We start from the raw sequence: 13006 nt of genomic DNA on the forward strand, positions 1-13006 counted from the left end.
TTTAGGCAAAATGAACCAAAGATGAATGGTGCGAAGGTAAAGACGGATAAGCGTGTCTATCGCCAAACCACGCAAGTTGATGGTGCAATGCAGCAACCTCTCCTACAATCAGGAGAGCCGGAGTTGGTGCTTTTTCTGCCAATTGTGCTAATTGCGTTAGGTTACCCGTGAAAACTTGCTGATCACGGCGTGTGCCACAACTGATAACAGCGATAGGCGTTAATGGAGAACGTCCGAGTTTAATTAAACGCTGACTAATCAGTTCTGCTTTTGCCGTTCCCATATAAATAGCGAGAGTGTGATTAGCTTGTGCCAATGATCCCCAATCAGGTTCAATACCATCAGCTTTACAGTGACCCGTCATAAAAGTAACGCTTTGAGCGTATTGTCGATGAGTTAATGGTATCCCCGCATAAGCGCTTGCTCCGCTGGCAGCTGTGACTCCAGGTACAACCTGAAACGCAATCCCATGCGCGATAGCAATTTCAATTTCTTCGCCACCACGTCCAAAAATAAAGGGATCTCCCCCTTTTAACCGAACAACTCGTTTACCTAATTGCGCATATTTCACAATCAGTGCATTCGTTTCCTCTTGAGAAACACTGTGATGTCCAGCTCTTTTGCCCACACAAATAGTGTCAGCATCACGTCGTACAAGCTCTAAAACCTCTGGACTCACTAAACTGTCATAAAGGACAACTTCAGCTTGTTGAATAACCTGTAAACCGCGCAGTGTTAATAAACCTGCATCACCTGGCCCTGCTCCAACTAATGCAAGTTCACCTTGTTGGCTCTCTTTTTGTTTTAGTTGTTGTTCAAGATGGGCTTCTGCTTGAACCAATTGATCACTCGCCACTAAAGTGGCAAATTTACCACCGAAGGCTTGCTCCCAAAAACGACAACGCGCTTGAAAAGTATCTAAGTGTTGTTTCACTTTATTGCGCCATTTTCCTGCTATAGTCGCCATTGTGCCTAATGAACTTGGCAATAAGGCCTCTAACTTTTCACGTATCATACGAACTAAAACAGGCGCTTTTCCCGCAGATGAAATCGCGATCAAAATAGGATTTCTATCAATAATGGCAGGAAAGATAAATGAGCATTGAGGTTGTGAATCCACAACATTGACAAAAATATGTCGTGCTTGTGCATCAAGATAAACTTGCTGATTAAGCACATAGTCATCCGTAGCCACAATAACCAGCATCATTCCTAATAGATGTTCAGATTGATATTTTGCTGACACCCATTCAATTTTATCTTGCTGATAAGCAAGATGTAATTCATCACACAACTGAGGTGCAATCACTCTTAAGCGAGCACCTGCTCTTAATAACAGCAAAGCTTTACGCGCGGCGACATGACCACCCCCCACCAATAACACCGGGCGTTCTTTTAATTCCACAAATAAGGGTAGGTAATCCATACGCGTATCTCACCTTCGTTGTTCACTTTATGAGTAATGACTATAAAAGGTGCTTTAGGGCTTATGAAATGACAAAAAGCTATGTGATGGAACAGAAAGGAATAAGGAAAAATAAAATAATTTCAATAAGTTAATTTTTTAAAAACGACAAATAGGGCAATAGATTGAACTATTACCCTATTTATTTTATTGATAAATAATGGCGTTATTCGTGTAACCCACACTCACGTTTTAAGCCAAAAAAACGAGTTTCTTCTTCACTCATACCCTCTTCCCATTTTCGGGTTGTATGAGTATCACCCACAGAGAGATAACCTTGCTCCCATAAGGGGTGATAGGGTAAATCATTTTCTTTAAGATATTGATGAATTTGCTTATTATCCCAATCTACTATCGGTAAAAACTTAAAGATCCCTTTTGCGATTGAAAGCACTGGCAAATGCTCACGACTTTTAGATTGTTGTCGGCGAAGACCTGCAAACCATGTTTGAGCCTGTAACGTTTTTAATGCTCTTTCCATCGGCTCAACTTTATTGATGTTGTTATATCGCTCAATACCGTCTATGCCATTTAACCAAAGTTTACCGTAACGGGCTTCTTGCCAAGATGAAGATAATTCAGCTCGATACACCTTTAAATTAAGTTGTAACTGTTGAGTCAATGTATCAATAAACTGATAAGTCTCAGGAAACAAATAACCCGTATCTGTCAAAATCACGGGGATATCAGGATATTGCCTTGTGATTAAATGCAAACAGACTGCGGACTGAATACCAAAACTAGAGCTTAGTACATAAGCTTTAGGCAAATGAGCTAAAGCCCAAGTAATACGTTCAATAGCGGTGAGTTGCTCAAGTTGTTGATTAATTTCAGCTAACGTTTTTTGTTGTTCTTCTATCGATAATAATCTTAATTGTTCAAGCTGAAATAAACTCATACCGCCTCCTGTACTTCATAAAAATCCACGGCAGAGTTGAGTACAGGTTTAACAACATCAGTGCGAATAAGAAAATCGCCGAAACCTTCATTATTATCACGAGAAGATGCCCATTCACCAATCAGCGTATCAAGTATTGCGATGATTTCTTGTGAGGTAATATTTTCACGATACATTCTAGGTATGCGTGTACCAATACGATTACCGCCTAAATGTAGGTTATAACGATCAGGGGCTTTTCCCACCAGCCCCACTTCTGCAAGCATTGCTCGACCACAGCCATTTGGGCATCCAGTTACGCGTACAACAATGTGCTCATCACTGATGCCATGTTTTGTCATTAAGCTATCAAGTGTGTCGGTGAATGAGGGTAAAAAACGCTCAGCTTCTGCCATCGCTAATGGGCATGTTGGGAAAGAAACACACGCCATCGCATGTTCACGCAGTGGTGTAACTTGGCTATTGATCAAACCATATTGACGAGCAATTGCCTCAATATTGGCTTTTTCATTCTCAGGTACACCTGCCACAATTAAATTCTGATTAGCCGTAAGGCGAAAATCGCCTTGATGAATTTTAGCGATTTCAGCGACACCTGTTTTTAATGGAGCATCAGGCGTATCAATCAACCGGCCACTTTCAATAAATAAAGTAAGATGCCATTTATCATCAACACCTTTTAACCAACCAATCTGATCGCCTCTATGTGTAAATTCATAAGGTCGAATAGCCTCAAAAGTGACACCTGAACGGCGTTCAACCTCTTGTTTAAACGTCTCTACACCAACGCGTTCTAATGTGTATTTTGTTTTTGCATTTTTGCGTTCAGTTCGATTTCCCCAGTCACGCTGAGTTGTCACAATCGCCTCAGCAATTGCTAAGGTTTTTTCAATAGGGATATAACCAAATTCACTGGCTAAGCGAGGAAAGGTTTTCTTATCGCCATGTGTCATGGCTAAACCGCCACCCACCAGCACATTAAATCCGACAAGATGCCCATTTTCAGCAATCGCAATAAAATTCATGTCATTCGCATGCAGATCAACATCATTATGAGGCGGGATCACCACTGAGGTTTTAAATTTCCGTGGTAAGTAGGTTTCCCCCAAAATAGGCTCTTCGTCTGTAGTTGCAACTTTCTCTTTATCTAACCAGATTTCCGCATAAGCATGAGTGCGAGGTAATAAGTGTTCTGATATTTTTTTCGCCCACTCATACGCTTCTTGGTGTAATGAAGATTGTACTGGGTTTGAAGTACATAGGACATTACGGTTAACATCATTCGCAGTAGCTAGAGAATCCAATCCTGTGGCGGCTAACATTTGATGAGCAGGTTTTACATTGCCCTTTAAAATGCCGTGAAATTGAAAAGTTTGGCGATTAGTAATTCGAATACTACCGTAAAGCGTATTTTCCGTCGCAAACTTATCAATGCTAAGCCACTGTTTAGGCGAAATAATGCCACCGGGCAAACGACAACGTAGCATCATGGCATGGCGAGGTTCTAGCATTTGCTCTGCACGTTCAGCTCGAATATCTCTGTCATCTTGTTGATACATGCCATGAAAACGAATTAACAAAAAGTTATCGCCTTCAAAGCCACCGGTTAAACCATTTTGTAAGTCTTCTGTAATAGTGCCGCGTAAAAAGTGACTCTCTTTTTTCATGCGTTCACTATCAGCCAGTTTCCCTTCAACCACTAAGGGCGCTTGAGTGTGTGATTTCATTTAATAGACATCCCTCTGATAACGCCTTTCTAGACGTAGCTCACTTAAGTATTCATCTGCTTCTTCAATATTTTTATTGCCACACTCCATCACAATATCTAACAACGCCTGTTCAACATCTTTTGCCATTCGTGACGCATCACCACAGACATAAAGATAAGCACCTTGCTGTAACCATTGCCAAATCTCATTGCCACGTTCACGCAATTTATCTTGTACATAAATTTTATGTGCTTGATCTCGTGACCATGCTAAATCGATATGAGTTAACAGACCGCTTTTGACATAACGTTGCCATTCCACTTGATAGAGAAAATCTTCTACAAAATGAGGATTACCAAAAAATAACCAATTTTTACCTGTTGCCGCGTCATTTTCGCGCTGCTGCATAAAGCCCCTAAAAGGTGCAATGCCTGTGCCTGGACCAATCATAATGACAGATGCAGTGTTATCTTCAGGGAGACGAAAATGTGCATTTTTCTCGATAAAAACATTGACACTATCGCCTTCTTTTAAGCCATCAGCTAAAAAACCAGAGGCGCCGCCGGTATAAGCGCGCGAATTAACGTCGTAACGTACAACCCCTAAAGTAAGGTGAACTTCCTCTTCTACTTCTTGTTGTGATGAAGCGATAGAATAAAGGCGTGGTGTTAATGGGCGTAAAATATCCACAAAATCTTGTGCCGTTGGTTGAGCGCAATATTGGCGCACCATCTCATTAATAGGGTGTTTGTCTGCATATTGCTGAAGCTTTGTTTTATCAGCCACCAATGACAATAAATCTTCATGTCGTGTAAGTTGTGCATAAGCCTTGACGATAGGCGCGCTATTTTGTGTCAGTTCACAATGATGTAATAAGGCCTCTTTTAAGGTGAATGTTTGAGATTTTAACGTGACAGGTTCATCACCCTTTAGCCACAACAAAGCAATAAGTTCATCGACTTTTTCAGATGAGTTATTAAACCAAACTCCCAGCGCATCACCGGGTTGATATTGTAAATCAGAACCTTCAAGACTGATTTCAATATGACGAATATCTCTATCTGAATTTCGACCTGTGATTTTTTGATTAGTCAGTAATGTGGCAGTAAAAGGCGCATCTCTATGATAGATAGAGGCATTAACTGTATCTGTCGTGCCTGACTGTGTTTGTTGTAAGACTTGCGTACTTTGTGCCGGTACTCTTGCTGTTAAGAGTTCTGTAAGCTGTTTTATCCATTCATCCGCAACAGATTGATATTCAACATCAGCATCAACTCTAGGTAATAAACGCGTTGCACCAAGCTGGGTAATTCTTTCATCAAAGTCTTTGCCTGCTTTGCAGAAATATTCGTAAGAGGTATCGCCTAAACTGAAAACTGCATAAGCCGTTTCTTTCATTTCAGCGGCTTTTTTAGAGTGCAGGTATTTATAGAAAGCAATCGCTTCCTCTGGAGGTTCGCCCTCTCCTTGTGTAGATGCAATAATAATTAAAGTTGTCGCTTTATGGATCTGCTTAAATTTATATTCACTGGCAGAGTACAACTCGACATTCAATTTATGCGCAACTAGGTTATCTCGTAATTGTTCTGCCAGATGGCGGGCATTACCAGTCTGAGAGGCTGAGATTAATGTTATTGTCTCTTGTTCAGGAACTTGTGGTGAAACAACCGCTGTTGGTACGGATGCGGCAGCATGATCCAATTGCCCCCATAAATACCCAGATAACCATGCAATTTGCGCAGTTGAGAGATCTTTTGTTGCGTCCTGTAATTTATTCAATTGCTCCGATGTTAATGGAAGCATTGATAATAATGGGGGTTGATTGCTCATTTATCCTGCCTTAAAAAAGCGAAGCACTTATCTGTGCTTTATTGTTCTTTGATAATATTTCTAATATTGAGAGGGTATCTCACGACTAGAAGGTGAATTAAAGACCTGTTGGCTCTATCTAATAACCTTAAATGCTAAATTTATTTATCGGTTTCCTTTACCAATATAATTAATAAGCAAAAAGGAACATAACAAGTCATTAAGATTAAGGGAGATTAGGCGTGATACGCTAAATCGGCTACACTGATAGACTTCGTTCTATTTGTGTCTTTTTTTTACTAATTAAGTCAAGAGAGTTTTGATGACAACCACCATCTTTAAAGATTTTCAGTTTGAAGCCGCCCACCATTTACCGAATGTTCCTGAAGGCCACAAATGTGGACGCCTGCACGGACACTCCTTTTTGGTTAGATTAGAACTAACAGGTGAAGTTGATACGCAGTCAGGTTGGCTTATTGATTTTGCTGATGTTAAAGCCGCATTTAAACCTACTCTTGATCGCCTTGATCACTACTATCTTAACGAAATTGAAGGCCTTGAAAATCCGACCAGCGAAGTGCTCGCAAAATGGATTTGGCAGCAAGTAAAACTGGTATTACCATTATTATCTGCAGTAATGGTGAAAGAGACGTGTACAGCAGGATGTATTTATCACGGTGAGTAGATTTGTATTAACATTAAACCGTTATCATCTAAAAAAATCAGCCTTTTATTGGCTGATTTTTTCATATTAAAATGTGATCACGCAATATTTAAATATTTATGCGTTTGCATTGAGAAACGCCAATTACGTTCAATACAAGTTTTAATACACAATGCCGTTGCACTTTCTTTACAACTAATGGGTTGTAAAGCAACAACAGGTGCGGGTTGTTCTGTGCGTAATGCCAGTAATGTATCCAAAGCTTCAATATCTTTTTCACGTCCAACTGGATGTTTTATCTCATTAGCGCGATTGATAGCGCTTGATAAAACACGAAAACCACCTCGCATTCCTACTTTAGGTGAAAGTGTAACCCATGTTTTTTCACTACATAGAATGTCATGAGTACCGCTGGTTTCTATCTGGCAGGCAAAACCGGCTTGCTCTAACCCTTGCGTTAAAGGACGCAAATCATATAAACAAGGCTCCCCTCCCGTAATAACAACGTGTTTTGCACTATAACCTTGTTGCTGAAAAAGTGATAAAATTTCAGCAACACTGGCTTCGCCCCAAGTATCGCTTTCTTGCGTTTTAATCGGGATATCACCAAGAGGAACTTTTTTTTCGTCCTCTTTTTCCCAAGTATGCTTCGTATCACACCAACTACAGCCAACTGGGCAACCTTGTAATCGAACAAAAAGCGCAGGAACGCCAGTAAAAACACCTTCACCCTGTAAGGTTTGAAACACTTCATTAATGGGGTATTGCATAAGAAACTCTGATATCCAATGAATGCTGATGATTATTACAGATAACTATCTCACCGTAAGAGGCTTTATGATAAGGTACATGGTTTGTTTTGAATAGCTAACGTGCGAGAAGACACTGAAAAAGAGGATAGAGTTCCTCCGTTGGACAGAGATGGGAATACTTTAGATGCAAAAAGAGAATCAACTTTCACGAGGATTATCAGGGCGGCACATTCGTTTCATGGCGCTAGGCTCTGCGATCGGGACTGGTCTATTTTATGGCTCAGCTGCAGCCATTGAAAAAGCAGGTCCAGCAGTATTATTGGCTTACCTTATTGGTGGTGCTGCGGTATTTATGGTTATGCGTGCATTAGGGGAAATGGCCGTTCATCATCCTGTTGCGGGCTCTTTCTCACAATATGCTAGCCATTATATGGGGCCTTTAGCAGGCTTCTTAACCGGCTGGAACTACGTTTTTGAAATGCTGATTGTGTGTCTGGCTGACGTCACAGCATTTGGTTTTTATATGAAACTTTGGTTCCCAGATGTCGATCAATGGATATGGGTATTAGGCATAGTTTGCTTTATTGGTGCCTTAAACCTTTGCCATGTGAAGATATTTGGTGAAATGGAGTTTTGGCTTTCTATTGTTAAAGTCACCGCTATTATCGCAATGATCATTGGTGGTGTTGTTATTATGATGTATGGCTTTGGCCAACAAACTGAACATCCTATTGGTATCTCTAACTTATGGGAGTTTGGTGGTTTTATGCCAAATGGTATTGAAGGGGTTATCGCCTCGCTTGCCATTGTGATGTTTGCATTTGGTGGAATTGAAGTAATTGGTATTACTGCTAGTGAAGCTAAAGATCCTGAGAAAACCATTCCTAAAGCTATCAATGCCGTACCGTTTCGTATCTTATTATTCTATGTTCTAACGATATTCATTCTAATGTGTATTTTCCCTTGGCAACAAATCGGCCATAACGGTAGCCCATTTGTACAGATTTTCTCGAATCTAGGGATCAATTCAGCGGCAAACATTTTAAACCTAGTGGTTATCACAGCGGCTATTTCCGCAATTAATAGTGATATCTTTGGGGCTGGTCGTATGATGTACGGCATGGCTCAAGAAGGACAAGCACCTAAATCCTTTATGAAGCTTACCCGTAATGGCGTGCCTTGGATGACAGTACTTGTGATGTCTGTGGTACTGTTACTTGGCGTCGTGCTTAATTACCTTATTCCAGAACAAATCTTTGTTTTAATTGCCTCTATTGCGACATTTGCAACAGTTTGGGTTTGGTTAATGATTTTGCTTTCTCAAGTCGCTATGCGCCGTAAGATGAGCGCCGAAGAAGTAAAAACACTTAAATTTCCAGTACCGCTATGGCCAGTTGCACCTGCGCTGACTATCGTCTTTATGGCGTTTGTTATCGCAATCTTAGGTTATTTTGAATCAACTAGAATGGCATTGATTGTGGGTATGATATGGGTAGCGATTTTAACTATCGGCTATTATGTTGGTATCAAACCAAGAATGAACCAGAAATAAATCATATTTCTGAATTAACCAATATATAAGTTGAACAATAAAGGCTGTGGATAATTTCACAGCCTTTTTCTTTATTACATAATAGCTACTGTTACTAAGCCAGTGCTTGTTCTAGATCTGCAATTAAATCATCCACATCTTCCAGACCTATTGATAAACGAACCAAACCGTCACTAATACCATGCCTTTGCCGTTCTTCTGCACTATAAGTAGCATGAGTCATTGTCGCTGGATGTTGAGCTAAAGATTCACAGTCTCCTAAGCTCACAGCTCGACTAAAAAGATTTAAGCGATTGAGAAATTCTCTGCCGGCTTTAATGCCCCCTTTTAACTCAATAGCTATCATACCTCCAGCTAATCGCATTTGACGTTTGGCTAGTTCATATTGAGGAAAAGAAGTCAGCCCAGGATAATAAATAGTTTCGACTTTAGGATTATCTTCAAGGTATTGAGCTATACGTTGTGCATTTTGGCAGATCTGCTCCATTCTTATACCTAACGTTTTTATGCCTCGTAATATTAACGAGGCATCGTGAGGAGATAAACAAGCCCCTGTCATATCCTTTAAACCCTCAACACGTATTTTATCGGCTAATTCATGTGTAGTAATAATCGCGCCCGCAGTTACATCACCATGGCCTGATAAATATTTGGTCATTGAATGTACAATAATATCTGCACCAAGTTTTAAAGGTTGTTGTAAATAAGGTGAACAGTAAGTGTTATCCACTATCACTGAAATATTATGCTGATGAGCTATTTCTGATATTTTTTCTATATCACTGACGCGCATATTAGGGTTAGCAGGCGTTTCAAAAAAAATTAATTTTGTTTTTTCAGTAATCGCTTCTTTCAATTTTTCAAGATTAGTTAAATCAACGTGCTTTATTTTAACACCAAACTTAGCAAGCCCATGATTAAAAAAAGTAAAAGTGCATCCATAAAGCGTCATATCAGCAATCAATTCATCACCAGGTTGAAGTAACGACCAGCAAGTTGACGTAATTGCACCCATTCCTGAAGAAAAAACAACTGCACCTTCGCCACCTTCTAATTGTGCTAAACGTTTTTCTAATAAATTTAATGTGGGATTAGAAATCCGTGAATAGAAATGTCCTTTTCGCCGTCCTGCAAAACAATCAGCTCCATATTGAGCCGTCGGAAAAACAAAAGTAGACGTTTGAAAAACAGGAGGCACTAATGCCCCCTGAGAATCTAACGGAGAATAGCCATAATGTATTGCTTGAGTATTAAAATGTTTATTATCTTGCATCATTATATCTCCTAATTACTAATTAATTTTCTATTCGTTGATTATTTTCCCCGATAATTTGAACTGTTCTTAGAATAATAGAAATTCCTTTAAGCGTATCAGGGTTTTTTAATAACGAAAAAGTTGATCCTAAAGTATATTTTTTATCTTGATAAATAGATTCTTTCTTTGCCATATTATAAGCAGTACTTAACTCCCATACTGGAATTAATGTTTCCTCGAATGCAACTGACAATTTTTCAACTGTCGCATTATCCATAATATCTATTGAATCTGATATTAAAGATAATAAATCGACGATATTATCAAACCGCTTTAATGCTAATAATGGTCTTGCTTTTTCTAATAAATGTTGAAGGTGTAATTTATCTTCATCCGTTAACAGTTGAATATCTTCTGGGCTTAAATTATTTTCACTCATTATTGTATCCCCTATAATAATCCTCTAACTGTTGCCCAATATAAGCCTCTGTTATAACTATTACGCAATAATCCCCCTAATTTTGTTGGCGGTGTCGGTATTACGTCGTGCTTATAGTCATATTGTAATGGCATTCCTGCTGATAGCCCCATTTGTGCAACGGCTTGTACTCGACCATCGTAAATGGCGGCAGGATAGCCATAGCGAAGTTCACCACAGATATTATTAGCAATCACACCTGCTTGGTTATGGCAACTACCACCGGCTTTACTGATTGGTAAATCAACGGTATCACCAATAACATAAACTTGGTTTAATCCATAAACTTGCAATGTTTCAGGATCTGTCGGTAACCAACCTTCACCATTATTATGCTCACTTAACCCCGTGTTACGAATAGCTTCAACCGCAGTAATTGGCGGAGTGCTCATCAAAATATCAAACGGCTCTGCTTCCCCTTCTTTTGAGTAAGCTATCTTTTTATCTGGATCAACATGGCTTAATGTAAATCCACGTTTAGCTTTAATATCTCGCTCTGAAAATACCGCAGGAAGGACTTCACAAACCTCTTGTTGCATAAACAAACAGTTTCTTAAAAGTTGAGCAACTGTAGGATAAGTATAGACAATTTCAATATTGCTTCTTACTCGACGTTGACGTAATAGTTCATCAAGCATCAAGGTTGTTTCCATAGGAGCAATACCACATTGATGAGGCACATTCGGCGTTTCAGGGAAACTCACTGTAATAAATACACGCCCTTTTTCAATTGTCGCAAGTTTATCAGCAAGCGCTCTTGCTGCTTTATATTGATAAAAATGACTTCCTGCTTCTTTTAAACCTTCAATTCTATGAGGGCTAGGAACACAACCCGTTGCTAAAACTAAGAAATCATAATTATATTTTTTCTTAGACTCGCAATAGATAATTTTATTGTTAAAGTCAAAGTGCTCAGCTTTATCTATAACAAATTCAATTTCAGGCCTTAATAAACTTCTTTCTGATCGCATTAACTCTTCTTTTAAAAAAAGATTAAATGCAATATACATAAATGCAGGCTTGTAATAATGATGAGGATTATCTGAAATAAGTGTTATTTTGATTTTATTTGAAAAGATTTCTTCATTTAATTTTTTAGCCAGGATATTAGCAAGAATAGTTCCGCCGGTACCACCACCAATAATAACTATATTTTTTGTTGGCATTTTATTTCCTATATCTAGTGATATTAGATAGACAAAAAAAGTATAGTAAAAGGTATTGATATAACAAATAGATTAAATAGATAGATAAACTATCATTAAAATAATTATTCTAATTGATACTAGATATAATCATACCAAATTTAAATATTTAAATTTAATATTAAGTATAGTTATTATCACTCACTAATAAAATGTTGCAATTAAAGGATGATGGTCTGAAGCATCAGTGATCAGTACTTCTGCATTATTTAGCGATAATCCACGATAGAAAATATAATCTAATGGTTTACCAAATGCTTTAGTACGCCAATCATTATCAAAAATAACCTCTTTAAGTCTTAACCTTCTAGCAAAACGCTTTAATACATTCACTCTAGGACGACTCCATGCATTAAAATCCCCCGCAAGAATAATGGGGCCTTTATGGTGCATGATATGAACGGATAAATTACTTAATTGACGCTGATACACATCAACACCAAAACTAAAATTAATCGCATGTACATTAATCACCATTAAATGATCACCCGTAATCAACGGATATACCGTAATTAATGCTGATTTTGATAAGCGTAGAAAAGGTTCTTTTTCTCTTAGAGGACAACAATAGATAGGATGAGAACTTGATAAAGTCATTACACCCGCAGGATGTTGCTGAAAAGCTAAGGCGGGAACTTGATCTGCAATTAAATGATGGGTTCCTGCAAAACGAACAAGCTCAGGCGTAGTTTGAGCCTCTTGCAATAAAAGTAAATGCGTATCGGTTGATAAAATCTCTAACATATTACGCCAATTGGGTCGTTGCTGTTTATAGATATTCCAAACCGCAATTTTTAGTGTGCCTTCTGTATAAAGAGGCATTCCAATAGGTAATGTATCTTTTCTTTCACTTAAAGGCGGGCTTGGTTCAATCCTTTCTACAGGTTGACCTGCCACAAAACGTACTGAATAAGTCGGTTTCTTCGCCATTCACAACCTCAGATAAGCAGCAAGATTTCTTGCTATGACTTAAGTATACCAAAGCCTAGCGCTACCCTCATCTTTTAAAAGGACGTCATAATCAACAAAAGTAATTATTTTTATATAAATTAGTTATTTTTACTTAATTTTAGAAATTTAATATCTATTTATTCTTAAATTTTAAGCAAAAAAAAACCTAAGTCGTTAGACTTAGGTTTCTTAATGTTGGCGGAACGGACGGGACTCGAACCCGCGACCCCCTGCGTGACAGGCAGGTATTCTAACCAACTGAACTACC

11 protein-coding genes are annotated in these 13006 nt (G+C 38.7%); 2 read left to right on the forward strand and 9 right to left on the reverse strand.

Annotated elements, in window-relative coordinates; translation table 11 throughout:
* Position 1 precedes the first annotated feature (1 nt).
* The 4 genes from cysG to cysJ form a co-directional block, all read right to left on the reverse strand.
* Positions 2-1426 carry a siroheme synthase CysG gene (gene cysG, locus ABN256_RS16220; protein ID WP_349439744.1) on the reverse strand — a complete coding sequence of 475 codons (1425 nt, stop codon included), beginning with the start codon at positions 1424-1426 and terminating at the stop codon, positions 2-4.
* 205 nt (positions 1427-1631) lie between these two features.
* Positions 1632-2363, reverse strand: a complete 732-nt coding sequence (locus ABN256_RS16225; RefSeq protein ID WP_196553850.1) for a phosphoadenylyl-sulfate reductase — start codon at positions 2361-2363, stop codon at positions 1632-1634.
* Positions 2360-4090: an assimilatory sulfite reductase (NADPH) hemoprotein subunit gene (gene cysI / locus ABN256_RS16230; RefSeq protein ID WP_196553849.1), complete on the reverse strand. Its 1731-nt coding sequence runs from the start codon at positions 4088-4090 to the stop codon at positions 2360-2362. Before cysI ends, ABN256_RS16225 begins: the two co-directional genes overlap by 4 nt.
* Entirely contained in the window at positions 4091-5902 is a 1812-nt protein-coding gene (cysJ, locus tag ABN256_RS16235; protein ID WP_349439745.1) for an NADPH-dependent assimilatory sulfite reductase flavoprotein subunit, read from the reverse strand.
* A gap of 298 nt (positions 5903-6200) precedes the next feature.
* On the opposite strand from cysJ, the gene queD reads away from it, so the two are divergent.
* Positions 6201-6566: a 6-carboxytetrahydropterin synthase QueD gene (gene queD / locus ABN256_RS16240; RefSeq protein WP_349439746.1), complete on the forward strand. Its 366-nt coding sequence runs from the start codon at positions 6201-6203 to the stop codon at positions 6564-6566.
* Positions 6567-6643: 77 nt separating this feature from the next.
* Here queD and queE read toward each other — a convergent pair whose 3' ends face one another.
* Positions 6644-7315 carry a 7-carboxy-7-deazaguanine synthase QueE gene (gene queE / locus ABN256_RS16245; RefSeq protein WP_072070192.1) on the reverse strand — a complete coding sequence of 224 codons (672 nt, stop codon included), beginning with the start codon at positions 7313-7315 and terminating at the stop codon, positions 6644-6646.
* 166 nt (positions 7316-7481) lie between these two features.
* Between queE and ABN256_RS16250 the strand changes: the two genes are divergently transcribed.
* On the forward strand, positions 7482-8849 hold the full coding sequence (locus tag ABN256_RS16250) for an L-histidine transporter HutT (RefSeq protein WP_115350833.1): 1368 nt from the start codon (positions 7482-7484) through the stop codon (positions 8847-8849).
* A gap of 94 nt (positions 8850-8943) precedes the next feature.
* Here the strand turns inward: ABN256_RS16250 and ABN256_RS16255 are convergent, their stop codons facing one another.
* The 4 genes from ABN256_RS16255 to ABN256_RS16270 all read right to left on the reverse strand — a co-directional run bounded on the left by ABN256_RS16255 (position 8944) and on the right by ABN256_RS16270 (position 12717).
* Positions 8944-10125, reverse strand: a complete 1182-nt coding sequence (locus tag ABN256_RS16255; RefSeq protein WP_349439747.1) for a methionine gamma-lyase — start codon at positions 10123-10125, stop codon at positions 8944-8946.
* A gap of 19 nt (positions 10126-10144) precedes the next feature.
* Positions 10145-10543: a hypothetical protein gene (locus ABN256_RS16260; protein ID WP_197269924.1), complete on the reverse strand. Its 399-nt coding sequence runs from the start codon at positions 10541-10543 to the stop codon at positions 10145-10147.
* Positions 10544-10554: 11 nt separating this feature from the next.
* Positions 10555-11748: an NAD(P)/FAD-dependent oxidoreductase gene (locus tag ABN256_RS16265; protein ID WP_196553844.1), complete on the reverse strand. Its 1194-nt coding sequence runs from the start codon at positions 11746-11748 to the stop codon at positions 10555-10557.
* A gap of 183 nt (positions 11749-11931) precedes the next feature.
* Positions 11932-12717, reverse strand: coding sequence for an endonuclease/exonuclease/phosphatase family protein (locus tag ABN256_RS16270; protein WP_072070197.1), 786 nt, complete (start codon positions 12715-12717; stop codon positions 11932-11934).
* Positions 12718-13006 lie beyond the last annotated feature (289 nt).

Origin of the sequence: Proteus sp. fly-1008 (assembly GCF_040140305.1) — a bacterium.
Classification (GTDB): Bacteria; Pseudomonadota; Gammaproteobacteria; order Enterobacterales; family Enterobacteriaceae; genus Proteus; species Proteus vulgaris_B.

What these genes read in the sequence shown, in the direction of transcription:
- cysG (WP_349439744.1), bottom strand. Translation starts at nt 1,426, where the DNA reads ATGGATTACCTACCCTTATTTGTGGAATTAAAAGAACGCCCGGTGTTA.
- ABN256_RS16225 (WP_196553850.1), bottom strand. Translation starts at nt 2,363, where the DNA reads ATGAGTTTATTTCAGCTTGAACAATTAAGATTATTATCGATAGAAGAA.
- cysI (WP_196553849.1), bottom strand. Translation starts at nt 4,090, where the DNA reads ATGAAATCACACACTCAAGCGCCCTTAGTGGTTGAAGGGAAACTGGCT.
- cysJ (WP_349439745.1), bottom strand. Translation starts at nt 5,902, where the DNA reads ATGAGCAATCAACCCCCATTATTATCAATGCTTCCATTAACATCGGAG.
- queE (WP_072070192.1), bottom strand. Translation starts at nt 7,315, where the DNA reads ATGCAATACCCCATTAATGAAGTGTTTCAAACCTTACAGGGTGAAGGT.
- ABN256_RS16250 (WP_115350833.1), top strand. Translation starts at nt 7,482, where the DNA reads ATGCAAAAAGAGAATCAACTTTCACGAGGATTATCAGGGCGGCACATT.
- ABN256_RS16255 (WP_349439747.1), bottom strand. Translation starts at nt 10,125, where the DNA reads ATGATGCAAGATAATAAACATTTTAATACTCAAGCAATACATTATGGC.
- ABN256_RS16260 (WP_197269924.1), bottom strand. Translation starts at nt 10,543, where the DNA reads ATGAGTGAAAATAATTTAAGCCCAGAAGATATTCAACTGTTAACGGAT.
- ABN256_RS16265 (WP_196553844.1), bottom strand. Translation starts at nt 11,748, where the DNA reads ATGCCAACAAAAAATATAGTTATTATTGGTGGTGGTACCGGCGGAACT.
- ABN256_RS16270 (WP_072070197.1), bottom strand. Translation starts at nt 12,717, where the DNA reads ATGGCGAAGAAACCGACTTATTCAGTACGTTTTGTGGCAGGTCAACCT.